This window comes from Acinetobacter sp. AOR01_HL, assembly GCF_027855455.1.
GTDB lineage: Bacteria > Pseudomonadota > Gammaproteobacteria > Pseudomonadales > Moraxellaceae > Acinetobacter > Acinetobacter baumannii.
This window is the reverse complement of record NZ_JAKTIM010000008.1, coordinates 1-26,995: the sequence shown is the minus strand read 5'-3', so window position 1 is coordinate 26,995 and position 26,995 is coordinate 1. Positions and strand designations below refer to the sequence as shown.

Sequence of the window (26,995 nt, the reverse complement as noted above, 5' to 3'; positions counted from 1 at the left end):
ACGTTTTCGGCAGTCTGGGGCATGGTGTCTACACCATACAATTCTTTAAGTTTAGGGTTAATGAAACGCCAGCCCATGGTGGTGTCTTCAATCTTTTGGCTACGGCCAAAGGCACTGTCAGACTTACCCATTACATAAGGTGCACGGCTCATGCTTTCTACACCACCTGCAATTACCAAGTTCGCTTCGCCGGCTTTAATGGCACGGGCAGCAATGGCAATGGCATCGAGTGATGAACCGCATAAACGGTTAATGGTGGTTGCTGGCACCTGATACGGTAACCCAGCAAGCAGTGCTGACATACGGCCGACATTACGGTTATCTTCACCGGCTTGGTTGGCACAGCCATAGATCACATCATCGACCTGTTCCCAATCTACACTTGGGTTACGCTGCATGAGGGCTTTAATTGGCACAGCGCCAAGGTCATCGGCACGGACAGGCGCAAGGCCACCGGCATAACGGCCAAATGGAGTACGGATGGCATCGATGATATAAGCGTTTTTCATTCTTACATTTCCATTTTGAAATCTGTTGCTGTCATTGCCACATCGTTAGACTCTTTTTCAGCATTTGCTGGAGCTCATCGTCACTACTAAATTAGGAGTAGTCATGACGGAGTCTTATCGTGTTGAGTCAAATGCCAGTAGCTAATTCTTGTCACTTTTTTAAAAAAGTAACCAAAAACCTTTGTTGAACAGAGGAGGCTTCCATGCCTCCCTGTCCAACGGGCGACATCCATGTCGCCTGTCACAATAGCGAATTACGGTAAAATCCAAATTAATAAGCAAGAACCGTATTCAAAGAGTTCCATTCAATGTTTCGCGTTGGCGACATGGATGTCGCCTCGTTGCTCAGCACAACAGGGATGTTGTGTCTGAATAACAAAGGATTTTTGTTACTTTTTATCCTTAAAAAGTAAGGTATTGCCTATACAAAGGGCCTTTGAATATCACCATCATTTATAGGCTGTGGCGCTATTGATTAGCTGCCATACTCAATCAATTTAGAGACTTAATTCGTTGCATCAATCAACACTGCTCCGGTCAACCCTTGCAACTCCTCAAAACTCAGCCCATCCACCTTCTCAATCACCTTTAAACCATCTTTGGTCACATCAATCACACACAGGTCAGTGTAAATACGGTCAACACAGCGTTTGCCTGTTACGGGATAAGTGAGCTCAGCCACAATCTTCGGTTCACCTTGTTTGGTCACATGGTCTGTGGTGATAAATACTTTCTTGGCACCAACTGCCAAATCCATCGCACCACCAACAGCAGGAATCGCATCCGGCGCACCCGTGTGCCAGTTGGCCAAGTCACCATTGGCTGCCACCTGAAATGCCCCAAGCACTGCAATATCAAGGTGACCACCACGCATCATGGCAAAGGAGTCTCCATGGTGGAAAAAGCTGCCGCCTTCAAGCATGGTCACAAACTCTTTACCCGCATTAATCAGTTCAGGGTCTTCTTCACCTGCCGCTGGTGGTGGGCCAAAAGCCAACAGGCCATTTTCAGAATGTAGAAAGACATCTTTGTCAGCAGGTAAGTAGCTGGCAATCTTGGTTGGTAAACCAATACCCAAGTTCACATAGGCACCATCTGGAATATCTTGTGCCACACGTTTTGCAATCTGGTCACGGCTGAGTTTCTGGTAGCTCATGTTATTTCTCCTTATTGCTTACTGTGCGGGCTGTACTTGTACAATATGTTGTACAAAGATACCTGGGGTAATGATGTGTTCCGGGTCTAATCCACCCAGCTCAACCACTTCAGAAACCTGGGCAATGGTGACATCAGCAGCCATGGCCATGATCGGGCCAAAGTTACGTGCAGATTTACGGTAAACCAGATTGCCCCAGCGGTCGCCCTTGTAGGCTTTAATTAGGGCAAAGTCAGCCTTGATCGGATACTCAAGCACGTAGTCTTTACCATCAATATGACGGGTTTCTTTGCCTTCAGCTAAAAGTGTTCCAAAGCCAGTTGGGGTAAACACCGCCCCAAGCCCCATACCTGCAGCCTGAATACGGCACGCCAGATTGCCTTGCGGTACCAGTTCAAGCTCAACCTTTCCGGCACGGTACAGTTCATCAAATACATAAGAGTCAGACTGACGTGGGAAAGAGCAAATCACTTTTTTAATTGAACCGGCTTTGAGCAGCTTAGCGAGACCATAATCCCCATTACCGGCATTGTTGCTCACAATGGTCAGGTCCTTAACGCCAAGTTCAATCAGACCGTCAATGAGTTCAGCGGGTTGTCCTGCGGTACCAAAACCACCAATCAGAATGGTTGCACCATCTTTAATCTGCGATAGAACCTCGCTTAGTGAGGACTTACTTTTGTCAATCATGTGAGAAACCCTAGAGCATGAGGTAACGTGATGTATTACTACCGCTAAAAATTTATTGAAATTCTTAATGGTAGTAATAAATGGAGTAAATTTTGTGAGTCAAAAGCGAACTTTTAACTCACATACACTTTCAATTAAGCACTAGCGCGACGGCGTTCAACTTCAGTTGAAGGAGCAGCAGCGGCTTCTTTAACCAGTTCAATGTTAAATGTGATGTGTTTGAAAGCGTGATCTAAACCACGGCGTTGAATTTCAGCAGGGTCTGTGACATCTACTGCTGTTGCCACTAAACCGTCACGAGTAGCGAAGGCAAAGTCATCCCATAAATACTCATCACCCTCAATGTTGAATTGAGTAGTCAGCTTGCGGTAACCCGGTGCAGATAAAAAGTAGTGAACGTGAGATGGACGGTTACCATGACGGCCTAACTTGTTAAGAAGAGCCTGTGTTGTACCTTCAGGAGGGCATCCATAACCAACTGGCATAGTGGTTAACGCTACATATTTACCATCTGCATCGGTGAAAATGGTACGGCGTAAGTTAAAGTCAGATTGTGACTTATCAAAGAATGAATAGTTACCTAAACTGTTGGCATGCCATACTTCAACTTTGGCATTTTCAATAATATTGCCATCAGTGTCGGTTACCGTACCTTCAATAATTAAGGTATCGATTTTGCCAGTCTCAGTTCCGTCATCCATACGTGCAAAGCCAACTGATTCAGGTGCGCCAGCAACATAAAGTGGACCTTCGATGGTACGAGGTGTACCGCCTGTAATACCAGCTTTGGCATCTGCTTCATCTGCACGTAAGTCAAGGTAATGTTCAAGACCTAAGCCTGCTGCCAAAAGACCAAGTTCATTTGCTTGACCTGCATCGGTAAAATATTCCAAACCTTTCCAAACTTCAGAAGGTTGGATGTCTAAATCTTCGATGGCTTGAAATAAATCCCCAAGAAGGCGCACTACAATTTGTTGAACACGTGCATCAACTTCGCCTTTTGCAGTGTCGACATTCATTTGTTTTACAAGCGCATCAATTTGTTGACGGTTCATACTAAAACTCCTTAAGTATGCAATACGGTTTTGGGTGGCAGCGCTGCGGGCATTTTGTTTTGCTAGCGAATAATTGCCGCCACGTTCCTTGTTACCTTCTGAATAATCTGCTTGGTTTTTAAATGGACTTCAGAGATCGCATTTAAAAAATTCTTTCTATTTACGAATCATCATCACGGACAGAAGATGGATGACGGTTAAGTGCCATCACTTCAATGTTCATATATGGATAGAGAGGTAAACCTTGTAAAATGTTGTGCAATTCTTCATTGCTCTCTACATCAAAAATACTGATGTTCGAGTACTGACCTGTAATTCGCCAGATATGACGCCATTTACCTTGGCGTTGTAAGTCTTGCGAATAAGCCTTTTCAACGGCCTTAATTTCATTTGCTTTGTCGGCTGGCATATCAAGTGGAATATGCACATCCATACGTACATGAAATAACATGGGAAACTCCTTATCCTGTTGCCTTAACGACGTAATTTCTCAATCTTATCTTCATCAATTTCAATGCCTAGGCCCGGAGCTGTCGGCAAATGCAATTCAAAGTTTTCGTAACGTAGCGGCTCTTTTAAAATTTCTTCGGTAAGTAACAACGGACCAAATAATTCTGTGCCGAACGCTAACGTTTCAAAAGTTGCAAATACATGGGCCGATGCAATACTTCCTACAGGACCTTCAAGCATAGTGCCGCCATATAGGTCGATACCAGCCAAACCAGCAATTTTGCCAACTTCACATGCTTCGATCAGGCCACCAGATTGTTCAATTTTTACGGCAAATACATCTGCACCGTGATTTTTTGCAATACGGTACGCGCTGTCAGGTCCAGTTAAAGCCTCATCAGCCATAATGGCTACATCAAAACGTTGGGTGAGGCGAGCAAGTGCTTCGGTATTTTGAATGGCACATGGCTGTTCGATTAAATCGATTCCACCATCTTGGAGCTGTTGAATACCATGAATACACTCAAGTTCTGACCATGCACGGTTCACATCTACACGTACACTAACATCAGCACCTAATGCTTTTTTAATAGCAATCACATGGTCAACATCTTGCTGTAAAGGACGTGCACCAATTTTAAGTTTGAACGTGTTGTGGCGCTTTAGCTCAATCATTTTGCGAGCTTCAGCAATATCTTTTTCCGTGTCACCAGACGCAAGCGTCCAAAGCACAGGTAAACTATTACGCAGACGTCCACCTAAAACTTCGCTTAATGGCACACCTAAACGTTTGGCCTGAATATCAAGTAGGGCAGTCTGAATGGCACACTTAGCAAAGCGGTTACCATTAATATTTTTACGAATCAGTTTTAGTGTTTGTGCAACATTTAAATCTTTAACTGATGTCAGTAATGGTGCAAAGTAGATATCAATATTGGCTTTGACACTCTCAGGACTTTCTTCACCATAGTTCAGCCCACCAATGGTGGTGGCTTCACCCCAACCGACAATACCATCCGTGGTCGTAATTTTAACGAGTACCAAAGTCTGGGTACGCATAGTAGTCACAGACAACTGGTGAGGACGGATAGTTGGAATATCCACAAGTATGGTTTCTATGGTTCTATACATGAAGTTTCAACTATTACGAACTTGTTTGTATACCATAGAAGAATGTAATAGCCTAAAATAGATATAGAACGGTATTTTAAGATACTAAAAAGGTATATTAATGGAATTAAGACATCTACGTTATTTTGTTACCGTTGTTGAAGAACAGAGTCTGACGAAAGCTGCAGAAAAGCTTTTTATTGCTCAGCCACCTTTAACACGCCAAATCAAAAAACTAGAAGAAGAATTAGGGATCGATTTATTCGAAAAAGGCTCTCGTCCATTAAAAGTAACGGAAGCAGGGCTGTTTTTTTACCAGCATGCGGTACAAATTTTGACGCACACCGCTCAAGCTGCTTCGATGGCTAAAAAAATGAAGCTGGTCGAGAATGTTGTTAAAGTTGGTTATGTGAGTTCGCTTCTTTATGGGCGATTACCACAGGTCATTTATCTATTTAGGCAAAAAAATCCTGACATTCATGTCGAGCTTATTGAATGTGGTACACGAGATCAGGTGGAAGCATTAAAACTCGGTAAAATTGATTTAGGTTTTGGTCGATTACCAATTAGTGATCCAGCCATTAAGCGACTTTTACTCAGAAAAGAAAAATTAAAACTCGCAATCCATAAAAAACACCCATTAAGTGATTTCCAAGAGTCAGGAATTTATTTATCTCAAATTATCAATGAGACAATTTTTTCTTATCCAACCACACCTAAACCAAATTTTTCGACCACTATTCAAGCTTTATTTACCAAATTAGGTCTTGTTCCGGCCAAGCTGACTGAAGTACGAGAAATTCATATGGCACTTGGCTTAGTGGCATCCGGAGAGGGTATTTGTATTATTCCGGAAAGCGCCTGCGACATTGGAATGAAGAATCTAACTTATTTAAATATCTTAGACTTAGAAGCCTATAGCCCCATCTCTCTATCCATGCGCAACATGGACCAAAGTTCCTATGTTCCTAAAATCTTAGATTGTATTGAAGAGATCTATAGTGAAGAAGAAGTATCCAGAAATTTGAATTTATAACTTTTTAATACGCTTTAAATTGAATTATCATGTTATTTTAAAACTTTAAACCTATAGGTAATATGTAAAAGGAATTATTAAATGAGAAAAATTTTAGGTGTAGCTTCTCTCATTATGTCTACAGGTGTTGTACATGCTGAACAATTAAATGAACAAGAACAAATTTCTCCGTACAGTGCGAATGTGACTTTTGCAAGTCAATATATTTCACGTGGTTTCCAACAAACTTGGGGTAAGCCTGCACTACAAATTGGTTTCGACTATGCAAATCCGAATGGGCTATTTGTGGGTACTTGGGCATCCAATGTAAGTTCAAACTATCTCCGCGATGCTTCAGTTGAATGGGACTTTTATGCAGGTTATTTAAAAACTATCGATAAATTCTCAATTGGAATGTCTGTTTTTTATTATTATTACCCAGGTGCAAAAAGTACGCCTGAAACGGGGAGTACCAGCTACAACTATGGTGAAATTGTGCCCCAAATTGGCTATGGTCCTTTAAGTCTCAAATATTTTATTACCTATACCCCAGATTACGCAGGTTATAACTCAAATACGATGGGTGGACCTGAAGGTAAACGTTCACGAGGAACAACTTATTTAGATTTAAACTTTACACAGCCGATCAATGAAACTTGGACTTTTGGTGCCCACTATGGCTATGAAAAAATTAAAAATTTCTCGGAAGCTAACTTTCAGGATATGAAAGTCGAACTGATTAAAGATTTAGGTGATGGCTGGACTACAGGGTTAGCTTATACCAAAGCGTGGGACAAAGACGGATACTATAGAAATTATAGTAATGGTGAACCAGATGCACCAATTTCAAATCCGATTCACTCAACCTTTACAGTATCTGTAAAAAAGGTGTTCTAATTTATAAATAAAAAGCCTGATCACTTTAATTTGGAGTCAGCAGGCTTTTTCTAATACATAGAGAAAATTATTTTTTAATTAAATCATAAGCCATTTTAGTATCGTCTAGCTGAACCAGTGAAGCATGACGAGCAGAGAGCGGATCTTTATTTTCAATTGCTGTCAAAATAGCTTTATGTCTTGGTAATGAATGACCTTGTAAATTTGGGCGTAGACTGGTGACTTGAATCGATTGCTGCAAAGGTAAAACCAGCATTTTTGACATATAAGCCAATAAGTCATTATGCGTTGCTTTGGCAATTGCTAAGTGAAACTGGATATCTGGCTCTATAAATTCTTCAACTGTTGTTGCCTTTTCCATTCCTTCATAGGCTTGCTTAATACGTTCAATATCTTCTTCATTTGCTGTACTTGCCGCAATATAGGCTAACTCCGGTTCTAAAACGCGTCGTACGGTAGAAAGTGTTTTAAAAAACTCGTGCTCAGGCGTGGTTTGAATCAACCAGAACAGTACATCTGGGTCGAGTAAATGCCATTCTTCTTTAGGTCGAACTACTGTTCCGATTTTGGGCCTTGAATAAGTTAAGCCTTTCGCATTTAAAACGCGTATTGCTTCGCGAAAGACAGGGCGGCTGACTTTATATTCCTCACATAAATCAACTTCACTTGGGAGTTTTTCATTTTCTGAGATTTCTCCAGAAACGATTTTTAATCCCAATTGTTGAACAATTAATGCATGTTGGCTTTTGCTTGGAATAGGATTTTTATAGTCAGCTTTACTCATATTTCACTATTACGACATGTTGAATATCCTATGGTATAGATGACCTTGTGTTTTAACAAGATCATCTTTTTCAAGAATAAATATTAATGGGAATGACGTGGAACTTCTGAGCCACGGCAACCGACCAAGAAATCAAAATCACAACCTTCGTCGGCTTGTAAAACATGTTCTACATAGAGCTTACGGTAACCGCCAATAAAACTTGGTGGAGCTGGTGGTGCTAAATTTTCAAGACGTTGCTTAAGTTCTTTATCACTCACTTCTAGGTGAAGTTTTCCAGCATAGGCATCAAGTTCGATAAAGTCACCATTTTGAACTACAGCCAAAGGCCCACCCGCCATAGCTTCAGGGGCAACATGTAAAACGACCGTGCCATACGCTGTTCCACTCATACGTGCGTCGGAAATACGAACCATGTCGGTAATACCTTTTGCTAAAATTTTTGGTGGTAGGCCCATATTTCCAACCTCGGCCATGCCGGGATAACCTTTAGGGCCGGCATTTTTCATCACAAGAATACAAGTTTCATCGACATCTAGATCTGGGTCATTAATGCGGGCTTTATAATCATCGAAGTTTTCAAATACGACTGCACGACCACGGTGTTTCATCAACTCCGGTGTGGCAGCAGATGGTTTAAGCACCGCACCTTTAGGCGCTAAATTTCCACGCAAAATACACATACCGCCATCTTGTCGAATTGGATTATCTATTTTCCGAATCACTTCATCGTTATAAATAGGTGACTGTTGGCAGTTTTCCCAAATGGTTTGACCGTTTACGGTTAAAGCTTGAGGATGTGGTAAGAAATTGGCTTCACCCATGCGACGAATCACGGCTGGCAAGCCGCCGCTATAATAGAACTCTTCCATTAAAAAACGACCCGAAGGCTGTAAGTCGACAATGGTTGGCATGCCGCGGCCAACACGGTTCCAGTCATCAAGTTGTAAATCAACCCCAATACGTCCGGCAATTGCTTTTAGGTGAATCACGGCATTGGTTGAACCACCAATAGCTGCATTGACTTTAATGGCAATTTCGAAAGCTTCTTTGGTTAAAATTTTAGAAAGGCGTAAATCTTCATGGACCATATCAACAATACGCATACCAGAAAGATGAGCCAACACGTAACGTCGAGAATCTACCGCTGGAATGGCCGCATTGTGGGGTAAAGAAGTGCCTAGGGCTTCAGCCATACAGGCCATTGTAGAAGCAGTACCCATGGTGTTACATGTACCAGCCGAGCGCGACATACCAGACTCAGCAGATAAAAATTCATTTAAATCAATTTTGCCTGCTTTGAGTTCTTCATGCATTTGCCAAACGATGGTACCTGCACCAATGTCTTTACCTTTGTGTTTACCATTCAGCATTGGTCCACCAGTCACTACAATGGCTGGAATATCACAGCTTGCAGCTCCCATTAATAATGCAGGGGTGGTTTTATCACAACCTGTCAGTAACACCACACCGTCAATAGGGTTACCACGAATCGCTTCTTCGACGTCCATACTGGCTAAGTTACGGGTAAACATGGCGGTAGGACGTAAATTCGACTCACCATTTGAAAATACAGGAAACTCAACAGGGTAGCCGCCCGCTTCTAAAATCCCTTTTTTTACGTGTTCGGCAATTTTTCGAAAATGCGCATTACATGGGGTGAGTTCAGACCACGTATTACAAATTCCAATGATGGGTTTGCCTTGAAACTCATGATCTGGAATTCCTTGGTTCTTCATCCAGCTACGATACATAAAGCCATTTTTATCCGTTGTACCAAACCAGGCAGCCGAACGAAGAACTTGTTTGTTATTCATACAAATTTCCCTATATAGTATTACTATTAGAATTAATTAATTTAAAAATACACCATAAATATTATTTTTAAAAGGTTTGAAATTTAAATAGTATTACTATATTTTAAATTGAAAGGATAATTTACGAGCAAGATGCTCTATAAGTAAATAATAGGAAATGGAGTCGAAGATGGATTTCGAAAAGGATGTAATACGGACGGTCACGTTTAAGCTGATACCTGCATTAGTCATACTATATCTGGTGGCATACATTGATCGGGCCGCTGTCGGGTTCGCTCATTTGCATATGGGTGCCGATGTAGGAATTGGTGATGCTGCCTATGGTCTAGGAGCTGGCTTATTTTTTATTGGATATTTTCTTTTTGAAGTTCCAAGTAATTTGCTTTTAGACAAATTTGGTGCTCGTAAATGGTTTACCCGCATTTTATTAACATGGGGCCTCATCACCATGGCCATGGCGCTTATTCAAGGCCCTAAAAGTTTTTATCTCTTAAGGTTTTTACTCGGTGTAGCAGAGGCGGGTTTTTTTCCTGGTGTTTTATACCTAATTACGCAGTGGTATCCGGTGCGACATCGCGGAAAAATCATGGGAATGTTTGTGCTTTCACAACCGATTGCCATGATGATTGCAGGGCCTTTAGCTGGTCTATTACTTGGAATGGATGGCATTGCGAATTTGCACGGCTGGCAATGGTTGTTTGTTGCAGTTGGCTTGCCCGCGGTTTTATTGGCTTTACCTACATTTTTGTGGCTGCCCGATAACATTGATAAAGTAAAATGGTTAAGCATTGAACAAAAACAATGGCTTAAAAATGAACTCGTTAAAGATGAAGCCGAATATGACCAAACCCGACATGCCAATCCACTACATGCTTTAAAAGACAAACGCGTACTTTTATTAGCACTCTACTATTTACCGGTAACGTTAAGTATTTATGGTTTAAATCTCTGGCTTCCTACCATTATTAAGCAATTTGGCGGAGGTAGTGATATTCAAATTGGGTTCTTATCTAGCATTCCCTATATTTTTGGAATTATTGGACTTCTCATTATTCCGCGTAGTACTGACCGCCTAAACGATCGTTATGGACACTTAAGTTTTCTGTATGCACTAGGTGCTTGTGCAATGTTTTTAAGTGGTTGGCTAAATTCTCCAGTTATGCAGTTGGCAGCTTTGGCTGTAGTTGCGTTCTGTCTATTTTCATCGACTGCCGTGTTTTGGACACTACCGGGTCGTTTCTTAACGGGTGCAAGTGCAGCAGCTGGTATTGCCTTAATTAACTCTGTTGGAAATTTAGGTGGCTATGTCGGTCCATTTGGGATCGGACTTTTAAAAGAATACACGGGAAATATGGCTGCTGGTTTGTATTTCTTATCTATCGTCATGCTTTTTGGCTTGATTCTGACTTACATCGTCTATGCCAAGCTCGAACGTCAAAAAACACAAACAGTGAATATTCAAAAGCCTTTGTAAGGAATAAAACATGCAAATTATTCAATTTGAAAATCGTGCAAATCAACGTGCCGTCGCGAAAGTAGAAGGCAACATGGCATATCCGGTTAAAGATATTCAATCGGTTCGTGATTTAGCACTTTTAGCAATCCGCAATAAAGTTTCACTGGAACAACAAGTTGAGGCGTTAGGGTTTGAGTCCGAAACTTATGATTATTCATCTTTATTAGCAGACTTAAAGGTATTGCCGCCTTTAGATCATCCAGATCCAACACATTGTTTAATTTCCGGTACAGGTTTAACCCATTTAGGTTCTGCATCTGCACGCGACAAAATGCATCAACAAAATTTAAGTGATGACAGCTCGGTAACCGACACCATGCGAATATTTCAATGGGGCCTACAAAAGGGCCGTCCAGCAGAAGGTCAGATCGGTGCGCAACCAGAATGGTTTTATAAAGGTGACGGTTCAATTGTGGTAAGACCGGGAGCTGAATTACCTTTACCACCATTTGCCGAAGATGGCGGCGAAGAACCTGAAATCGCAGGACTCTATGTTATTGGAGAAGACCTAAAGCCTTACCGAATCGGGTTTGCGCTAGGCAATGAATATTCTGATCACGTGATGGAGCGTCGTAATTATTTATATCTGGCGCATTCAAAATTACGTTTTTGTAGTTTTGGTCCGGCTTTACGGACAGGTGAACTACCAAAACATTTAGTCGGAACCAGCCGCTTGCGCCGTAATGGACAAATCATTTGGGAAAAAGAGTTTTTGTCGGGTGAGGACAATATGTGCCATAGCTTGGCAAATCTGGAATATCACCACTTTAAGTATCAACAATTTTTAAAAGCAGGGGATGTTCATATTCACTACTTCGGTACAGCCACTTTGTCTTTTGCCGACGGTATTCAAGCGCAAGTCAACGATGAGTTTGAAATTGAAATGAAAGAGTTCGGCCATCCACTCAAAAACAAACTTGCTCATATGCAACCCGAATTACCGGTCGGTTCAGTTATTACTCTCTAAGGAATATAAAAATGGTCATTGGACACAACTTTATTGGTGGTTCACGCAGCGCACAAAGTTCCACTTTACTAAAAAGTATTCATGCTACGACTGGTGAAGCTCTGCCTTATGAGTTTCACCATGCAACCGAGCAAGAGGTTAATCAGGCCTGTGAAGCAGCCAGTCAAGCGTTTAAGACTTACCGCCATACGTCTCCTGAACAGCGTGCTACCTTTTTAGAAAACATTGCCGATGAGCTCGATGCTTTGGGTACAGATTTTCTTGAAATTGTGTCACAGGAAACCGCTTTGCCACTTGCACGTTTACAAGGTGAACGTGCCCGGACCAGTGGGCAAATGCGTTTATTTGCCAAAGTGTTGCGCCGTGGTGATTTTTTAGGTGCCCGTATTGATACCGCTTTGCCTGAGCGCCAGCCTTTACCTCGCCCAGACCTGCGCCAGATTAAAATCGGTGTTGGCCCTGTTGCAGTCTTTGGGGCAAGTAACTTTCCTTTAGCATTCTCAACTGCGGGTGGTGACACTGCTTCGGCACTGGCAGCAGGTTGCTCTGTAGTGGTGAAAGCCCATAGTGGACATATGGCTACGGCAGACTTTGTAGCTCAGGCAATTGAGCGTGCCGTAGAAAAATCAAATATGCCTAAAGGTGTATTTAACATGATCTACGGTAATGGCGTGGGTGAACCACTGGTTAAGCATCCTTTAATTCAGGTAGTTGGTTTTACCGGTTCACTGCGTGGTGGTCGTGCTTTATGTGATATGGCGGCAGCCCGACCACAACCGATTCCTGTGTTTGCTGAAATGAGCAGTATTAACCCGATGTTGATGTTGCCTGATGCCTTAAAAAACCGTGGTGACAAAATTGCACAGGACTTGGCAGATTCAGTAGTTTTAGGCTGTGGTCAGTTCTGTACCAATCCGGGTTTAATTTTAGGCATCAAATCAGCTGAATTTAGCCAGCTCATTAGCAACCTGACCGACATTATGGGGGCTAAGCCTGCACAGACTATGCTCAATGCCGGCACCTTAAAAAGCTATACCGCTGGTCTTGAGCACTTAACCGAGCATCAAGGTATTGAACACTTGGCAGGTCAAACTCAACAAGGTAATCAGGCGCAGCCACAACTGTTTAAAGCTGATGTTGAGCTTTTACTGGCAGGTGACCAGCTTTTACAAGAAGAAATCTTTGGGCCAACCACAGTCATCATTGAAGTTGAAGATAAAGCCCAACTCATTCAGGCACTACAAAGCATGAATGGACAACTGACTGCGACTTTAATTGCTGATGAAGCTGACTTAACCGAGTTTGCAGATGTAGTTCCTGTGCTAGAGGAAAAAGCCGGTCGATTACTCATAAACGGCTACCCAACAGGTGTTGAGGTGTGTGATGCGATGGTACACGGCGGGCCATACCCAGCCACTTCAGATGCACGAGGTACCTCAGTCGGAACCTTGGCCATTGACCGTTACTTAAGACCTGTGTGTTACCAGAACTATCCACAGAGTTTATTGCCGGAAGCCTTAAAAGACAGCAACCCATTGCAGATTTTAAGACTGGTCAATGGTGAGATGACTAGAAACGCGATCTAAGAATAAAAAGAGACCACGAGTTGGTCTCTTTTTATATCTCGAAGAATAGATTTATAACGGAGTAGGCAAATTAAGGACTGCTTGGGCATCTTGAATAACATCTAAGCGGAGTATTCTTGACGCACCTAGCTCATTTAGCAATGTACTTAAAGGCCCCTCATTTTTCTCGAGTTGAACTTTTTTAGGGAAAAGTTTTTGCGCAAAAGAAAGAACGTTTGATTGAACGTCTGTTTGATGCCATTTCCCATCGACTATATGTAGCATGGTTGCTTTATTAATATGTGTTTCAGAATCGACACGTTTTAAAGTAGGAACAGCAGTTTTTAAACTTAAATCCAATTTTCCATTAACATCGAAAATTTTGGCTTGAACCTCTTTTGAACTAATACCGATATCAATTTTTGTTAACCATTTTGGTAACTGGTAACCATATACACCACGGACTCTAGCAATTTCTGTATCTACAGGCAAAGCTAAAACATGTGCATGAAAGTGGCGTTGACGCATCGATTTCATTAACTCTGCGATGTGAGGCCCACGAGCCTTGGGTTTGCGTACAACAATCGCAATCGACACCTCGTTATACGGGTCATTGTCACAAACCGAATAAGAGAAAAAAGTGACGGCGACTAACCCATAACCAGGAAATGGTTGTAAGGGCGTTAAAGCATCAGGAAGTTTTGCCTTAATCTGTTTAATGGGAGCAAGCATTAATAGCTGAACATTTGCACTACGATAATAAAAGTTCGGTGCCCAAACAGGTCCAACTCTTGATTCAACTAATTTTTTAGGAATATGACGGAAAAAGTCGATATTGCCAGCAGCAGGGTCTTGCGCGACTTCATCTAAATCGGGGTTCATTCTGAAACGGTCATAATAACCACCTTTAGGTACTTTGACTTTTTGTTGCCCAAATTCAACTTCAGTAAACTGTTGTTTTGTATTCATGAAAGTTCACCTTTATATTAATTGACCGAGTAGCTAATGCTGTATATTTCAAGACGTGTTAATTTAGAATCAATACAGAAACTATAAGATTAAAGCTAACTTTAAGGTCAAGTCTTTAATTTTGAGGTGTAAAGTCTTTGACATTTAAGGGAAATAAAATAAAAACAATTAAAGATTAAAAAGATACAATGTCGCCTAGCGTCTTCATATAAATTTTATTTTTAAAAGACGATTAAGATAGTTGACCTTAAAGTTAACTTTAAACTTAGTATAAATATTCAATCCTTTATAACGAATCAACAAGCAGTTTTTCACCAGGAGAACAAAGATGGGATATGTAACCACAAAAGACGGCGTAGAAATTTTCTATAAAGATTGGGGACCACGGGATGCCCAAGTTTTATTTTTTCATCATGGATGGCCTTTAAGTTCAGATGATTGGGACACACAGTTGCTTTTTTTCCTTAAAGAAGGTTTTCGTGTAGTTGCCCATGATAGACGGGGACATGGACGTTCGAGTCAGGTGTGGGATGGTCACGATATGGACCACTACGCAGATGACGTTGCAGAAGTGGTTAAACATCTGAATATTAAAAATGCAATTCACATTGGCCACTCAACGGGCGGTGGTGAAGTAGCTCACTATATTGCACGTCATGGCCAAGACAATGTTAAGAAAGCTGTTCTTGTCAGTGCAGTTCCGCCACTGATGGTTAAAACTGAAAATAATCCTGAAGGTTTACCAAAAGAAGTTTTTGATGATCTGCAAAATCAGGTTCTCACAAACCGTGCGCAATTTTTCCGAGATCTTCCATCTGGCCCGTTCTATGGTTTTAACCGACCAGATGCGAAACCATCTGAAGGTATTATTGCTAACTGGTGGCGTCAGGGTATGACGGGCAGTGCAAAAGCACATTACGATGGTATTGTGGCATTCTCACAAACTGACTTTACAGAAGATTTAAAGAAAATCACCATTCCTGTTTTGGTATTACATGGTGATGACGACCAGATCGTGCCTTACAAAACGTCTGGCGTAAAATCTGCTGAGTTACTTCCAAATAGCCAACTCAAGATCTATCCGGGTTTTTCTCACGGTATGTTAACTGTAAACCATGAAGTGATTAATGCTGACTTATTGACGTTTATTCGCGAATAATTTAAAGCTTTAAACTTTAAAAAAGAGGCCTATTAAGTGCCTCTTTTTTATTTATAAGTAAATGAAATTGAAAGTAATAAATATAGAAATGCTAAAAGGTATTGACATTAAAGTTAGCTTTAATCTTAAAGTAAAGCCATACTGAATGAGGTCATTCCAATGAAAGTGTTCGAAAAATTAGTATTCCCAAATGGCTCATATGTTCCAAACCGTATTGCTAAAGCGGCAATGGAAGAAAACATGGCTGATTTAAACCACGCACCATCAGAAGAATTAATGCGTTTATATCAGGCTTGGGCAAATGGTGGCGTAGGTTTAATCATTACCGGAAATGTAATGGTAGACCGCCGAGCAATGACTGGACCGGGCGGTGTAGTGCTTGAAGATGAAAAGCATCTGGATACTTTTAAAAAATGGGCACAAATTGGGCGCTCAAAAGGCGCTCAGATGTGGCTTCAAATTAACCATCCGGGTCGTCAAATGCAAGCAAACCTTGGTCAGCAGACTTGGGCGCCATCGGCTATTTCACTTGATCTTGGCAAAATGTCAAATCGCTTTAATACACCAATTGAAATGACTGAATCTATGATTGCAGAGGTGATTCAGCGTTTTGCAAACACAGCGCGTCTAGGTGAAAAAGCTGGGTTTACCGGTGTAGAAATTCATGCAGCGCATGGTTACTTATTAAGCCAGTTTCTTTCACCACTCAGCAATAAACGCCAAGATCAGTGGGGTGGTTCTTTAGAAAATCGCGCTCGTATTTTAATTGAGATTGTGGACGCAGTTCGTAAAGTCGTTTCGCCAACGTTTACTGTTGCAGTAAAACTGAACTCAGCCGATTTCCAACGCGGTGGATTTAGCGCTGAAGATGCTCAACAGGTAGTTAAAATGCTAAATGAACACGCTGTAGATTTGGTTGAACTTTCAGGCGGTAGCTATGAAGCACCTGCCATGCAAGGTCAAGCACGTGATGGCCGTACTCTTGCTCGTGAAGCTTATTTTTTAGAATTTGCGCAAGAGATTCGTAAAGTTGCCAAAATGCCTGTTATGGTGACAGGTGGCATACGCCGTAAACAAGTGGCAGAAAGAGTAGTTGAAAGTGGTGTAGATATGGTCGGTATTGCCACAGCTCTAGCGATTGAACCTAATTTGCCAAATGCTTGGAAACAAGGCCAGAATCGTACTCCTGAATTAAAACCGATTACTTGGAAGAACAAAACACTTGCTTCACTTGCCAATATGGCGGTGGTCAAATTCCAGTTACGTAATTTAAGCTCTGGTAAAAAAACAAAACCATATGTTTCACCAGCTTGGGCTTTAGTTTTGCAACAATCAGCTATGTCATGCCGTACTCGGCAATATAAAAAAGGTATGCGTGACTATTCATTTGCTTCTTAATAAGTGAGTTGTGTTATGACAAATGCGAACGATTCAAACTGGATAATTTATGGAGCAAATGGCTATACGGGCGAGTTAATCGCTCGTGAAGCTGTACGCCAAGGGCTAAAACCAACTTTGGCTGGTCGTAACAAAGCTAAGGTTGAAGCACTTGCTCAAGAGTTGGGGCTTAGTTATAAGGCTTTTGGGCTAGATAACGTGGATGCGGTAAGTGAACAACTCCAAGGCTTTAAATTGGTAATGCACTGTGCAGGGCCATTTTCAGCAACATCAAAACCCATGATGGAAGCTTGTATAAAGGCAGATACTCACTATCTAGATATTACGGGCGAAATCTCAGTATTTGAGTTGGCACAGTCACTTAACGGCCAAGCCGAAAAAGCCGATATTGTGCTTTGTCCGGGTGTTGGTTTTGATGTGATTCCGACAGATTGTGTCGCTGCCGCGCTCAAAGAAGCATTGCCAGATGCGACCCATTTAGCGCTTGGCTTTGACTCTAGAACAGGGTTTTCACCGGGTACTGCTAAAACAAGTACAGAAGGCATGGCCGAAGGCGGAAAAATTCGTAAAAACGGAAAAATTACTACCGTTCCACTAGCCCATTATGTGCGAACCATTGATTTTGGTGACGGTAAAAAAAGTGCCATGAGTGTTCCGTGGGGAGACGTATCTACAGCGTTTTATACAACAGGTATTCCAAATATTGAAGTATTTGTACCTGCATTTCCCAAAATGATTTTTGGTGCGAAAATGATGAACTATGTACGTCCAGTATTAAAACTAAATGCTGTACAGAAGTTTATTAAATCACGTATTGAAAAAACGGTTGTTGGGCCAAATGAGGAACTTCGCGCAAAAGTACCTACTTATGTTTGGGGTGAAGCCAGAAATTCACGTGGGGAATTCAAAACTGCTCGCATCCAAACAGAAAATGCTTATAGCCTTACCGTAAATGGCTCACTGACTGTGGTGAATTATTTACTCACAAACACCGTTAAGGGCGGTACATATACGCCTGCAAAACTGATGGGTTATAAGTTAGTGACGGAGCTACCGGGTTCTGGTCCATTGGTTATTAATTAAAAGCTTTTATTAAAATAGTATGTTTATAGATTGTCCCGAATAAGGAGTCACTCTTATTCGGGTTATTTTTAAATATTTCAATTAAATACGACTTAATATGGATAGAATGAAAAACAGAAAACAAAACACTGCATAAGAAATAATTCAAATTGAATATACTAAAAAGCGATAAATATTTTTCATAACAAAGGAATGAGAATAATGAGAAAACTCATACTATTTCTACATGCATCGCTTGACAGTTTTGTCGAAGGTCCAAATGGGGCAATGGACATAGGCTGGATTGCTTACGATGCCGATTTAGCAAACCATGCGAAAGAAATTTTGAGCACTGCCGATACGGTGATTTGGGGACGTGCGACTTACCAGATGATGCATAATTACTGGCCAACCATGCTTTCAAATCCAGAAGCCTCAGAACATGAACGCAATCATGCAGAGTGGATTGAAAAAACAGAGAAAATCGTTTTTTCAACAACCTTAGATAAAGTTGAGTGGAATAATTCTAGGCTTGTAAAAGATCATGTTAAAGAAGAAATTAATAAGCTCAAACAGCAACCAGGCAAGGATATGGTGATTTTAGGGAGTCCAAGATTCGCACACTATTTGATGCAACTTGGTTTAATCGATGAGTATAAAATCACGGTTTCGCCCGTGCTGATTGGTAGTGGCTTACCACTATTTCAAGGTATTAAAGAAAAAACCAATCTTAAACTCATTGAAAATAAAACGTTTGCTTCTGGCGCGATAGGTCTTCACTATCAAAAGATAAGCTGATTTTTTTCTATAATATTTGCATGGAAAAGACGAATTACAGCTTTGGCCTGCAATTGGTTTTTTTCAAGAAAAGTTCTATTTAAAGTTTAAAACTACGGTGTTTTTGCTTTGTCGAAATAGAGATTCATGAGCCGTTCTGCATTTTGTTCGCAGGTAATTTCATCGGGTTTGTCATTAATGGCATTAATCATGGTACGTAAGTTTTGCTTACTCACCTTGAGTTTTTGTTCTAAAAGCTCGATTTCTTGAATTTTTAATTCAATTGTTTGAATAAGGGCATCATGGTTCCAAGTGGCAACTTTTGAAGGCAAAAAAGCTTTAATTTCTGCTAAAGAAAAACCAACTTGCTGGGCTTGTTGGATAAGAGAAAGTTGCTTCAAATCGTTATCGGTATATTCACGGTAACCATTCGATTTTCTTTTTGCTTTAGGTAAGAGTTTGATTTGCTCGTAGTAACGAATTGTAGGGGTGCTTAAGCCGCTTAGTTTCGATAACTCGCTAATATTCATGGCACAGACTCTATTGACATTAAAGTTAACTTTAGACTTATAGTAGTGTAAAAGCAAGGTTCATAACTTTACTAACCACACACTTTCATTAACAGCTTTCTATGCTTTGATAGATGAAAGAATAGAATTATAAATATGAAAAATGAGGTGAGAAAATGTCTAAACGCATATTACACGTCGTCACCAATGTTTCACGCTATAAGGATGTAGATGAACCAACAGGCCTATGGTTAGGCGAACTCACCCATGCCTATGATGAATTTGAAAAGCAAGGTTACATACAAGATATTGTGAGTCCAAATGGCGGTAAAACTCCAATTGAACCTAAGTCACTTTTGCCTTTAGTTGCAGATAAGTCTGTTAAAGACCGAGAAAAAGATCAGGCTTTTATTACGCTGCTGGCAAATACCTTTAAGCCTTCCGATATTAATTGGCAAGACTATGACGTGATCTATTACACAGGTGGCCATGGGGTGATGTGGGATTTTTTAGATAACCCTGAATTGCAAGAAATCACCAAAAACATTTATGAAAAAGGCGGCATTGTTTCGAGTGTTTGTCATGGCTATTGTGGCTTGCTCAATGTCAGACTTTCAAATGGTGAACGACTTATAAAAGGTAAAAAATTAACAGGCTTTGCATGGAGTGAAGAGGTTTTGGCAGGGGTGGCAAAAAAAGTGCCGTACAATGCCGAAGAGTTAGCGAAAGAATATGGCGCTCGTTATGAAAAAGCTTTTATTCCTTTTGCACCATACGTCGTTCAAGACGGCAAATTAATTACCGGTCAAAACCCTTTTTCAGCTAAAAAGACGGCTTTAGCGATAATAGAAGAGCTAGAAAAGTCATAATTTAGTAATTCAAATATAAACCCTAAAAGTAGGACCAGCGATGGGCTTACTTTTAGGGTTTTTAAATAAATGGATTGATCCTACGAGGTTAAATTTAAGGAACAATCACAAAATCAGGGTTTGCTATTGCAAAAACTGCTTCACGGTCTGCAACTGGTGGATAAATCCAGACAGTATTAATTTCCTGTTTAATTTTTTTCGCTTCTTCACGCACAAATTGAACCTGACGATCCCAACCTTCGGTATAAAGTGCACCCCAAGGACCTAAGTCAACACAAGTGACATACTTTGGTTGGCTGTATGGATGAAGTGGTAAATCAACCAATTCTGCCGCAGCATTATAACCCGCCACACGGCCTAAGCTCATAGCATGCTGACACGACATCACATTAAAATTGCCTAAATCATCGGTTGGAACTTTTACAGTATCGCCAGTCACAAAAATGTTTTTTGCTTCAGGTGCATGTAAATAAGCATCCCCAATCAAACGGCCCAAATTATCTTTTTCACCAGCAATTTGAGAGGCGAGTGGGTTGGCCCGCATGCCAGCTGTCCAGATCACGGTTTCTGTTTCAATTTTTTCGCCGTTAGAAAGCGTTACGCCAGTGGCATCTAGCGCAGTAACTCTTAGCCCAGCTTTACCTTCAACACCGAGTTCGTTAAGGGCCTCTCGAATAACAGTCGCAGCTTGGTCACCCATTGCCGCACCAATGTCTGTCGAGGAATCAACCAAAACCACACGGACATCCATTTCACCTAAAATGCTACGCAAACGTTCAGGCATTTCGGTCACGGTTTCTAACCCAGTAAGACCACCACCAGCAACGACTACAGTATTACGAGCTGCATTTGCAGGTTTAGTGGCTAAGTTTTTAAGATGATGATCTAGTTTTTCAGCATCTTCTAATGTATTTACGCTAAATCCATATTCTTTTAGACCCGGTATAGGGGGCATAAAAGTCGTACTTCCGGTTGCCAGAACAAAACGGTCATAGCTTAAGTTTTGTTTGTTGCCATCGGTGGTTGCAACTTCGATAGTTTGTTGGTTGACATCAATTTTATTGACCCAACCTGCCAGAAATTTAACTCCCACCACACTTAATAACTCTGAAATATCAGGGTTCATGTTTTCAAGCACGGCCTCATAAAGACGAGGACGAATCCCGACATTTGGGCTAGGGGAAACCATCATTACTTCAACGTTTTGTTCTTGCGATGCTAAGTGAATTGCTCTTTGTGCCGCGAGTGCAGCCCATAAACCTGCAAAGCCAGAACCAGCAATAATAATACGCTTACTCATTGGATTATCCTTTTGATAGATTTTTCGGACAACACGTTCCAGCTCATCACAAAATTTAGGGTGAGCGAATCCATTCTCTGATTGTCCGAAAAAATCTGAGAAGGCATTTAAAAAGGATTAAGGGTGTTTTATGTTAGGGTGCGAGCCCCTACCAACTTATTAGTCGGGGATATCCCGCGATATTTTACTTTTCCGCATTTTTGCTGTTCTTCCTTCAATGCGCTCGTTGATCCAACCATTTACATCACTAAAAAATACGTCGGGGGCATAACGGCCAAAACGGTCTGCAATATCGCCAAGTGTATGAACACCTAAAGCGTCTCGCATAGCTTTTTCGGCCTGTAGCATGACAGCATGTACGGCACACACACCACTGGTTGCCCAATCTGGCGGGACATTGTTAAAGACTGCACATTTACCACGCACTTCTTGGCACTCAAAAAGCGGTTTTTCACCTTCGATTGCATTTACGATATCTAAAAAACTGATTTCGTGGGCAGATCGAGCCAGTAAATAGCCGCCGCGAACACCTTCTTGAGCAACAACCAGACCTGCCTTTTCAAGTTTGGGAAAAATCTTGGCCATAAAACTCGGAGAGACTCCTTGTAATTCAGCAAGATCCTTACTACTCAAAGGTTTATCTTCATTGTTCACAAGAAAAAGAAGACAGTGAATCGCATACTCGACGCTACTAGTGATATAAGCCATTTAATTTCATAATTGATCAACTATAAACACAGACTAATGTAGTCTGTGTTTTAAGTCAACAATAAAACTAAGACAAAGTTAGTCCTAGTTTTGTTTGAAAGTGGTATTAAGGCTAGATGTGTAGGGTATATAACTGAATTTAAATACCTTTAAATTGAAATTTAATAGGATAAATAATTTAAAAAATTATCGGAAAACTTACGAACGCCACCAATAATTTTCAATATTTGGTTCCTCTAAGTTCAATAATTCACCCATTTGCGGTGTGCTAATCGCTAAATTATTTTGTTGAGCCAAAGCGACGATACGTTCAAAAGGGTCGTCCCAAGCATGAAGTGCCAAGTCGAAAGTACCGTTATGGATAGGCAACAAATGACGTCCTTTTAAATCGATATGAGCTTGTAAAGTTTGCTCTGGTTGCATATGAACATCGGGCCATTCGGGGTCGTAAGCACCAGTTTCTAACATGGTCAGATCGAAAGGACCGTAACGATGTCCAATCTTTTTAAAACCGTCAAAATATCCCGTGTCACCGCTAAAAAATACACGTAAGTCATTATCAATAATCACCCACGACGCCCAAAGCGTCGCATTGCTATCACCCATTCCACGGCCTGAAAAATGATGGGCAGGGGTAGCCACCAGTTCGAGTCCATCTACATGTGTAGTGTCCCACCAGTCGAGCTGCTGAACCTTTTCTGCTGGAATTCCCCATTTAATAAGGGTGTCGCCTACACCAAGTGGTGTTAAGAAATGCTCAACTTTATCGTTAAGCTGCATGACCGCATGGTAGTCAAGATGGTCGTAGTGGTTATGCGACAAAATCACGCCTTTAATGGGTGGTAAGTTTGCAATACTAATCGGTGGTTGGTGAAAACGTTTTGGACCAATCCATTGAAAAGGTGAGGCACGCTCCGAAAAAACAGGGTCGGTTAACCAAAACTCATTTTGTAGTTTTAGTAAAATAGTTGAGTGGCCCAAACGGAATAGAGAGCGGTCAGGCGCACTTAATAATTGTTCTTTTGACAAACTTAGAACAGGAATTTCTCTGTCTGGAACGGTATCTTTGGGTTTGTTAAATAGAAACTTCCACATGAGTTGAAGCGTTTTGCCAAACGAAGGCTGGTGTTGGTTCGGACGCGTATTTCTAAATTTGCCATTGTGTTGTTGAGATGGCATTAGGGGAGAAGATAAGTCTGTTGTATTTGAAATAGTCATCTTATTTTTCCTTATTGGAACAAACCTAATGTGCAAATAAGAACTTGGGTTAAGTGCTTATTTTGATTTATTTAAATGAGTATTTACTCACTCATTAATCCATTCAAAAATAAGGACGCCGTGCATCCTTACTTTAATCTATATTGAAACTGCATGCCAAAAGGCTTCAAAACCAGATTTGCGGTAACGCTCGGCTTGAGAAGGGTCTTGGGCAATAAAATTAAGTGTAACTTCGGCAAGCGCACCTAAAATTGAAGCAATAAATAACGGCGGGTAATCTCTTAATTTGCCATCGTTAATACGTTCTTGAATGTTTTGAGTAAAATCACAAAAGGTTTGCATACCAATTTGTTTACTTTGCTCAGTAATTTGTTCCGATGTTGAAAGCTGCGCCATCACTTTACGTTTAAGGGGAGCTTCTAAACTCCAGTCCAAATAGCTTTGCCAAATGTGCGACATTTGTGTTTGCAGGTCAGCGTTAGTGGGGTAACCATGCATCATGACCTGACGTAACTCAGCCTTTAGTGAAAGATATAATTGGTTAAGCAGTTCTTCTTTATTACTAAAATAGGTAAATAAAGTACCTTCTGCTACGCCAGCAACTTTGGCAATTTTTGAGGTAGACGCACGCTCGCCAAGCTCTGCCAATGTTTTGATAGCAGCGCTTAAAATTGCATTACGTTTATCTTCACTACGAGGACGAGCCATATACAAATAAAATAATTGAGTGATTACTCAATCATAAATAAAAATGGAAATAATGCAAGCTAAATAAAAAGCTCTTAACGAAGGGGTTTCAATAAAAAAATTGACGGTCTTTCTTTATTTTAAATAAAAGTACCTCCTTAAAAGGAGGTACAAAAAATTGAAAATTTAATAATATAAATTGATACTAAGCCAATGCTTGAAGCCGATGAAAAAATTCTATTTTTTCAACGTTACCCATGCCTTCTTTTTGAAAGTTTTGGATATGTGGTCCAAAATTATGATGATGTTCCTGATCTTTTTCACTAGCCCAATGTTCATAAAATATAAATAGACTAGGATCATTTTGATCTTGGAATAATTCATAAGTGATACAGCCGCTTTCTTTGCGGGATGGAGCTACCACTTCAATAAGATCACTTCTGACCTGATCAATCTTTTCTGGTTTTGCTCGAAGTCCCACTACTAAATAAACAGCACTCATTTTGATGTGTATCCTTTAAATAGGAGCAATACAAAACTTTTATTCAGCTTTGTCGTAAGAGAATTGGATACCAGCTGTACCACCAGTCTCAATAAATAATTTCATAAATTGAGGTACAGTTTCTGAACGTTTCCAATCACGTTGCAGTTCACAGAATAACTGAGCAACACTGATCATTTTGCCGCCTGCTTGTTCAATACGGCGTAGAGCAGCTTCATGCGCTGCAACAGAAGTACCACCTACAGCATCTACCACAACATATACTTCATATCCTTCAGCTAGGGCGTCTAGTGCAGGAAATGTTAAGCAAGCTTCAGTCCAAAGCGCTGTCATAATGAGTTTTCTACGGCCTGTTGCTTTTACGGCTTCTTTAAATTCGGTATCTTCCCAAGAGTTAATACTTGTACGGTCATAGGTAGGGTAATCTTTCAAAACCTTACTCAATTGTGGAATCGGTGGTTTATTTAAACCAGTCTTAACATTTACGGTTGAATGGATAATTGGCAAATTATAAACAATGGCAGCTTTTGCCGTGCCTACAATATTATTAATCAACAGTTGACGATCCATCGAAGCAATAGAGTTTACTTGAACCGGTTGATAATCAATGACAATAAAAGCAGAGTTTTCTGGAGTTAAAAGATGATCTTGTTTTGGGTCACGGATGTTTTCACTAGTCATTTTTTTCACCTTTATTAAATATAATTAAATAATACAAATATTATTTTTGTGCCATAAGTTTGGTCACTTATGAACTATATAATTAAGTGAGAAAGGACGGAACTACACAAAATTAGGCTAAAGAATCCTAAAATTGAAACAGTGGTAATTGCATGAAAACAGATTTAAATGATCTTTATTATTTTGTAAAAGTTGTACAACATGGAGGGTTTGCTTCTGCTAGTCGCGAAATTGATATTCCAAAATCTAAGTTAAGCCGCCGCATTTTATTATTAGAAGAAAGGTTAGGGGTAAGATTAATCAATAGAAATACTCGTCAATTTGATGTAACCGAGTTAGGACGAGAATACTATCATCAATGTCAAAATATGATTTTAGGTGCAGAAGCTGCACAGCAAGTCATTGAAAGAAATCAGGCAGAACCTTGTGGGGTAATAAGAGTCAGTTGCCCGCCTGCATGGTTATATGACCACATTGCAGATATGATTTCAAAATTTATGAGGTTGTATCCCCAAGTTAATATTCATCTTGAAGTAACCAATAAGAATATTGACCTGTTAAATGACGGAATAGATATCGCGTTAAGAATTAGATTTCCGCCCTTGGAAGATTCCGATCAGGTCATGAAGATTTTTGCAAAAAATCCGCAATGTATAGTGGGGCATTGTGAGCTGGTCCAGCAACATGGTATGCCCGAAACCCCATTAGATCTATGTGGTTATCCTTCAATTGGGTTAGGTAACTCGGAACAAAAAAGTATATGGATACTATACAGTCGAGAGAATGGTAAAATCGAAAAAGTTATACATACACCACGTTTGATTGTAAACGACATGATTGGTGTACGAGATGCGGTATTAAGAGGAGTTGGGATTGCTCAATTACCTTTTGCCCTGATTTATAAAGAAATTGAGCGTGGTGAATTAATTAATTTAATGCCAAATTGGGAATTAAAAAATAGCATTATGCATGCAGTTTACCCCTCGCGAAAAGGACTATTGCCAAGCGTTCGAGCACTATTAGATTTTTTATCGGAGGAGTTCGAAACACTTATTAATGAAAGACCCGGTTTTGAATAATATTCAAGACAAGTGAATTTGTTGTTAATGAGATTTTGGTCTTCAACTCAAGATTAAGTCATTTTTGAGATAGTGTGTCTCATTAATATGGATTTTATTCGGTTTTTGATAATTTCATAATAATGAAAGTTTAACTACAGACTAAAGAGGTGGTCCCACATGTTTGAACAACTAAAAGCTTATTTATAAGTGATACTCTGCTCTAGTTAAGCTACCTTATTTTGTTGTGGTAGCTGGTCATAGTAAAACTCATCTGGAGTCATTTTGTCCAGACTCGAATGAGGTCGTTTCAAATTATAAAATTCAAAATATGCGTTTAATTGCTTCTTCGCATCCAAAACATTGCTGTAGGCTTTGAGATACACCTCTTCATATTTAACGCTCCGCCATAATCGTTCAACCATCACATTATCAACCCATCGACCTTTACCATCCATGCTGATTTGGATGTCATTTGATTTCAATACATCAATAAATGCATCACTGGTAAACTGACTGCCTTGGTCTGTATTAAATATTTCAGGTCGACCATATTTTTCAATAGCT

The 26,995-nt window shown here is 40.5% G+C and carries 28 protein-coding genes; 11 read left to right on the top strand and 17 right to left on the bottom strand.

Features of this window, described 5'->3' with window-relative positions:
• The 6 genes from MKL62_RS01300 to MKL62_RS01275 all read right to left on the bottom strand — a co-directional run.
• On the bottom strand, window positions 1-509 hold a 509-nt coding region (locus MKL62_RS01300), incomplete at its 3' end, for a thiolase family protein (RefSeq protein ID WP_140954111.1).
• A 505-nt stretch (window positions 510-1,014) separates the two neighbouring features.
• Window positions 1,015-1,665 carry a 3-oxoacid CoA-transferase subunit B gene (locus tag MKL62_RS01295; RefSeq protein ID WP_030423758.1) on the bottom strand — a complete coding sequence of 217 codons (651 nt, stop codon included), beginning with the start codon at window positions 1,663-1,665 and terminating at the stop codon, window positions 1,015-1,017.
• A gap of 18 nt (window positions 1,666-1,683) precedes the next feature.
• Entirely contained in the window at window positions 1,684-2,355 is a 672-nt protein-coding gene (locus MKL62_RS01290; RefSeq protein WP_031561355.1) for a 3-oxoacid CoA-transferase subunit A, read from the bottom strand.
• Window positions 2,356-2,489: 134 nt separating this feature from the next.
• On the bottom strand, window positions 2,490-3,410 hold the full coding sequence (gene catA, locus MKL62_RS01285) for a catechol 1,2-dioxygenase (RefSeq protein ID WP_188200047.1): 921 nt from the start codon (window positions 3,408-3,410) through the stop codon (window positions 2,490-2,492).
• Between the two features lie 160 nt (window positions 3,411-3,570).
• On the bottom strand, window positions 3,571-3,861 hold the full coding sequence (gene catC, locus MKL62_RS01280; RefSeq protein ID WP_000897236.1) for a muconolactone Delta-isomerase: 291 nt from the start codon (window positions 3,859-3,861) through the stop codon (window positions 3,571-3,573).
• A 23-nt stretch (window positions 3,862-3,884) separates the two neighbouring features.
• Window positions 3,885-4,991, bottom strand: coding sequence for a muconate/chloromuconate family cycloisomerase (locus MKL62_RS01275; RefSeq protein ID WP_030423760.1), 1,107 nt, complete (start codon window positions 4,989-4,991; stop codon window positions 3,885-3,887).
• 100 nt (window positions 4,992-5,091) lie between these two features.
• Between MKL62_RS01275 and MKL62_RS01270 the strand changes: the two genes are divergently transcribed.
• Both MKL62_RS01270 and MKL62_RS01265 read left to right on the top strand, forming a co-directional pair.
• A complete protein-coding gene (locus MKL62_RS01270) occupies window positions 5,092-6,006 on the top strand; it encodes a LysR family transcriptional regulator (protein WP_030423761.1) in 915 nt (304 codons plus the stop codon).
• An 81-nt stretch (window positions 6,007-6,087) separates the two neighbouring features.
• Window positions 6,088-6,882: a TorF family putative porin gene (locus MKL62_RS01265; RefSeq protein ID WP_005128563.1), complete on the top strand. Its 795-nt coding sequence runs from the start codon at window positions 6,088-6,090 to the stop codon at window positions 6,880-6,882.
• Window positions 6,883-6,949: 67 nt separating this feature from the next.
• On the opposite strand, the gene MKL62_RS01260 is transcribed toward MKL62_RS01265, so the two are convergent.
• Both MKL62_RS01260 and MKL62_RS01255 read right to left on the bottom strand, forming a co-directional pair.
• Window positions 6,950-7,666: a FadR/GntR family transcriptional regulator gene (locus MKL62_RS01260; RefSeq protein WP_000029961.1), complete on the bottom strand. Its 717-nt coding sequence runs from the start codon at window positions 7,664-7,666 to the stop codon at window positions 6,950-6,952.
• Window positions 7,667-7,749: 83 nt separating this feature from the next.
• Window positions 7,750-9,483, bottom strand: coding sequence for an IlvD/Edd family dehydratase (locus tag MKL62_RS01255; protein ID WP_270899738.1), 1,734 nt, complete (start codon window positions 9,481-9,483; stop codon window positions 7,750-7,752).
• Between the two features lie 169 nt (window positions 9,484-9,652).
• On the opposite strand from MKL62_RS01255, the gene abaQ reads away from it, so the two are divergent.
• Genes abaQ through MKL62_RS01240 form a run of 3 tightly spaced genes read left to right on the top strand, consistent with a single transcriptional unit; the run spans window position 9,653 to window position 13,552 of the window.
• Window positions 9,653-10,957 (top strand): multidrug efflux MFS transporter AbaQ, encoded by a 1,305-nt coding sequence (abaQ, locus tag MKL62_RS01250; RefSeq protein ID WP_000345069.1) that lies wholly within the window; start codon window positions 9,653-9,655, stop codon window positions 10,955-10,957.
• Window positions 10,958-10,967: 10 nt separating this feature from the next.
• Window positions 10,968-11,966 (top strand): AraD1 family protein, encoded by a 999-nt coding sequence (gene araD1, locus MKL62_RS01245; RefSeq protein ID WP_005128565.1) that lies wholly within the window; start codon window positions 10,968-10,970, stop codon window positions 11,964-11,966.
• A gap of 11 nt (window positions 11,967-11,977) precedes the next feature.
• Window positions 11,978-13,552 (top strand): aldehyde dehydrogenase (NADP(+)), encoded by a 1,575-nt coding sequence (locus tag MKL62_RS01240; RefSeq protein WP_005128566.1) that lies wholly within the window; start codon window positions 11,978-11,980, stop codon window positions 13,550-13,552.
• A 51-nt stretch (window positions 13,553-13,603) separates the two neighbouring features.
• Here MKL62_RS01240 and MKL62_RS01235 read toward each other — a convergent pair whose 3' ends face one another.
• Window positions 13,604-14,500, bottom strand: a complete 897-nt coding sequence (locus MKL62_RS01235; RefSeq protein WP_005128567.1) for a hypothetical protein — start codon at window positions 14,498-14,500, stop codon at window positions 13,604-13,606.
• Window positions 14,501-14,828: 328 nt separating this feature from the next.
• Between MKL62_RS01235 and MKL62_RS01230 the strand changes: the two genes are divergently transcribed.
• The 4 genes from MKL62_RS01230 to MKL62_RS01215 all read left to right on the top strand — a co-directional run bounded on the left by MKL62_RS01230 (window position 14,829) and on the right by MKL62_RS01215 (window position 18,917).
• Window positions 14,829-15,659 (top strand): alpha/beta fold hydrolase, encoded by an 831-nt coding sequence (locus tag MKL62_RS01230; protein ID WP_005128568.1) that lies wholly within the window; start codon window positions 14,829-14,831, stop codon window positions 15,657-15,659.
• Between the two features lie 159 nt (window positions 15,660-15,818).
• Window positions 15,819-17,057 (top strand): NADH:flavin oxidoreductase/NADH oxidase family protein, encoded by a 1,239-nt coding sequence (locus MKL62_RS01225; protein ID WP_030423762.1) that lies wholly within the window; start codon window positions 15,819-15,821, stop codon window positions 17,055-17,057.
• Between the two features lie 15 nt (window positions 17,058-17,072).
• Entirely contained in the window at window positions 17,073-18,140 is a 1,068-nt protein-coding gene (locus tag MKL62_RS01220) for a saccharopine dehydrogenase family protein (RefSeq protein WP_005128572.1), read from the top strand.
• Window positions 18,141-18,341: 201 nt separating this feature from the next.
• Complete coding sequence (locus tag MKL62_RS01215; RefSeq protein ID WP_005128573.1) at window positions 18,342-18,917, top strand: dihydrofolate reductase family protein; 576 nt, start codon at window positions 18,342-18,344, stop codon at window positions 18,915-18,917.
• A gap of 92 nt (window positions 18,918-19,009) precedes the next feature.
• Here the strand turns inward: MKL62_RS01215 and MKL62_RS01210 are convergent, their stop codons facing one another.
• Entirely contained in the window at window positions 19,010-19,426 is a 417-nt protein-coding gene (locus MKL62_RS01210) for a MerR family transcriptional regulator (protein ID WP_005128575.1), read from the bottom strand.
• Window positions 19,427-19,581: 155 nt separating this feature from the next.
• Here MKL62_RS01210 and MKL62_RS01205 point away from each other — a divergent pair, with 155 nt between their 5' ends.
• Window positions 19,582-20,274 carry a type 1 glutamine amidotransferase domain-containing protein gene (locus tag MKL62_RS01205; RefSeq protein ID WP_005128577.1) on the top strand — a complete coding sequence of 231 codons (693 nt, stop codon included), beginning with the start codon at window positions 19,582-19,584 and terminating at the stop codon, window positions 20,272-20,274.
• Window positions 20,275-20,368: 94 nt separating this feature from the next.
• On the opposite strand, the gene MKL62_RS01200 is transcribed toward MKL62_RS01205, so the two are convergent.
• The 6 genes from MKL62_RS01200 to MKL62_RS01175 form a co-directional block, all read right to left on the bottom strand.
• Window positions 20,369-21,574: an NAD(P)/FAD-dependent oxidoreductase gene (locus MKL62_RS01200; RefSeq protein WP_005128579.1), complete on the bottom strand. Its 1,206-nt coding sequence runs from the start codon at window positions 21,572-21,574 to the stop codon at window positions 20,369-20,371.
• Between the two features lie 159 nt (window positions 21,575-21,733).
• The gene (locus MKL62_RS01195; RefSeq protein WP_005128581.1) at window positions 21,734-22,282 is read right to left on the bottom strand and encodes an RrF2 family transcriptional regulator; all 549 of its coding nucleotides are present in this window, start codon (window positions 22,280-22,282) and stop codon (window positions 21,734-21,736) included.
• A gap of 198 nt (window positions 22,283-22,480) precedes the next feature.
• Window positions 22,481-23,500, bottom strand: a complete 1,020-nt coding sequence (locus MKL62_RS01190; RefSeq protein ID WP_005128582.1) for an MBL fold metallo-hydrolase — start codon at window positions 23,498-23,500, stop codon at window positions 22,481-22,483.
• 138 nt (window positions 23,501-23,638) lie between these two features.
• Complete coding sequence (locus MKL62_RS01185; RefSeq protein ID WP_000113720.1) at window positions 23,639-24,208, bottom strand: TetR/AcrR family transcriptional regulator; 570 nt, start codon at window positions 24,206-24,208, stop codon at window positions 23,639-23,641.
• Window positions 24,209-24,392: 184 nt separating this feature from the next.
• Window positions 24,393-24,689 (bottom strand): putative quinol monooxygenase, encoded by a 297-nt coding sequence (locus tag MKL62_RS01180; protein ID WP_001277233.1) that lies wholly within the window; start codon window positions 24,687-24,689, stop codon window positions 24,393-24,395.
• Between the two features lie 39 nt (window positions 24,690-24,728).
• Window positions 24,729-25,370: a hydrolase gene (locus MKL62_RS01175; RefSeq protein ID WP_000200064.1), complete on the bottom strand. Its 642-nt coding sequence runs from the start codon at window positions 25,368-25,370 to the stop codon at window positions 24,729-24,731.
• Window positions 25,371-25,522: 152 nt separating this feature from the next.
• Here MKL62_RS01175 and MKL62_RS01170 point away from each other — a divergent pair, with 152 nt between their 5' ends.
• Window positions 25,523-26,449 (top strand): LysR substrate-binding domain-containing protein, encoded by a 927-nt coding sequence (locus MKL62_RS01170; protein ID WP_030423763.1) that lies wholly within the window; start codon window positions 25,523-25,525, stop codon window positions 26,447-26,449.
• Between the two features lie 206 nt (window positions 26,450-26,655).
• Here MKL62_RS01170 and MKL62_RS01165 read toward each other — a convergent pair.
• The coding region (locus MKL62_RS01165; RefSeq protein ID WP_031559337.1) for an integrase core domain-containing protein at window positions 26,656-26,995 on the bottom strand (340 nt) is incomplete at its 5' end.

Coding starts and splice junctions, on each gene's coding strand:
- MKL62_RS01295 (WP_030423758.1), bottom strand. CDS start 1,665: ATGAGCTACCAGAAACTCAGCCGTGACCAGATTGCAAAACGTGTGGCA.
- MKL62_RS01290 (WP_031561355.1), bottom strand. CDS start 2,355: ATGATTGACAAAAGTAAGTCCTCACTAAGCGAGGTTCTATCGCAGATT.
- catA (WP_188200047.1), bottom strand. CDS start 3,410: ATGAACCGTCAACAAATTGATGCGCTTGTAAAACAAATGAATGTCGAC.
- catC (WP_000897236.1), bottom strand. CDS start 3,861: ATGTTATTTCATGTACGTATGGATGTGCATATTCCACTTGATATGCCA.
- MKL62_RS01275 (WP_030423760.1), bottom strand. CDS start 4,991: ATGTATAGAACCATAGAAACCATACTTGTGGATATTCCAACTATCCGT.
- MKL62_RS01270 (WP_030423761.1), top strand. CDS start 5,092: ATGGAATTAAGACATCTACGTTATTTTGTTACCGTTGTTGAAGAACAG.
- MKL62_RS01265 (WP_005128563.1), top strand. CDS start 6,088: ATGAGAAAAATTTTAGGTGTAGCTTCTCTCATTATGTCTACAGGTGTT.
- MKL62_RS01260 (WP_000029961.1), bottom strand. CDS start 7,666: ATGAGTAAAGCTGACTATAAAAATCCTATTCCAAGCAAAAGCCAACAT.
- MKL62_RS01255 (WP_270899738.1), bottom strand. CDS start 9,483: ATGAATAACAAACAAGTTCTTCGTTCGGCTGCCTGGTTTGGTACAACG.
- abaQ (WP_000345069.1), top strand. CDS start 9,653: ATGGATTTCGAAAAGGATGTAATACGGACGGTCACGTTTAAGCTGATA.
- araD1 (WP_005128565.1), top strand. CDS start 10,968: ATGCAAATTATTCAATTTGAAAATCGTGCAAATCAACGTGCCGTCGCG.
- MKL62_RS01240 (WP_005128566.1), top strand. CDS start 11,978: ATGGTCATTGGACACAACTTTATTGGTGGTTCACGCAGCGCACAAAGT.
- MKL62_RS01235 (WP_005128567.1), bottom strand. CDS start 14,500: ATGAATACAAAACAACAGTTTACTGAAGTTGAATTTGGGCAACAAAAA.
- MKL62_RS01230 (WP_005128568.1), top strand. CDS start 14,829: ATGGGATATGTAACCACAAAAGACGGCGTAGAAATTTTCTATAAAGAT.
- MKL62_RS01225 (WP_030423762.1), top strand. CDS start 15,819: ATGAAAGTGTTCGAAAAATTAGTATTCCCAAATGGCTCATATGTTCCA.
- MKL62_RS01220 (WP_005128572.1), top strand. CDS start 17,073: ATGACAAATGCGAACGATTCAAACTGGATAATTTATGGAGCAAATGGC.
- MKL62_RS01215 (WP_005128573.1), top strand. CDS start 18,342: ATGAGAAAACTCATACTATTTCTACATGCATCGCTTGACAGTTTTGTC.
- MKL62_RS01210 (WP_005128575.1), bottom strand. CDS start 19,426: ATGAATATTAGCGAGTTATCGAAACTAAGCGGCTTAAGCACCCCTACA.
- MKL62_RS01205 (WP_005128577.1), top strand. CDS start 19,582: ATGTCTAAACGCATATTACACGTCGTCACCAATGTTTCACGCTATAAG.
- MKL62_RS01200 (WP_005128579.1), bottom strand. CDS start 21,574: ATGAGTAAGCGTATTATTATTGCTGGTTCTGGCTTTGCAGGTTTATGG.
- MKL62_RS01195 (WP_005128581.1), bottom strand. CDS start 22,282: ATGGCTTATATCACTAGTAGCGTCGAGTATGCGATTCACTGTCTTCTT.
- MKL62_RS01190 (WP_005128582.1), bottom strand. CDS start 23,500: ATGACTATTTCAAATACAACAGACTTATCTTCTCCCCTAATGCCATCT.
- MKL62_RS01185 (WP_000113720.1), bottom strand. CDS start 24,208: ATGGCTCGTCCTCGTAGTGAAGATAAACGTAATGCAATTTTAAGCGCT.
- MKL62_RS01180 (WP_001277233.1), bottom strand. CDS start 24,689: ATGAGTGCTGTTTATTTAGTAGTGGGACTTCGAGCAAAACCAGAAAAG.
- MKL62_RS01175 (WP_000200064.1), bottom strand. CDS start 25,370: ATGACTAGTGAAAACATCCGTGACCCAAAACAAGATCATCTTTTAACT.
- MKL62_RS01170 (WP_030423763.1), top strand. CDS start 25,523: ATGAAAACAGATTTAAATGATCTTTATTATTTTGTAAAAGTTGTACAA.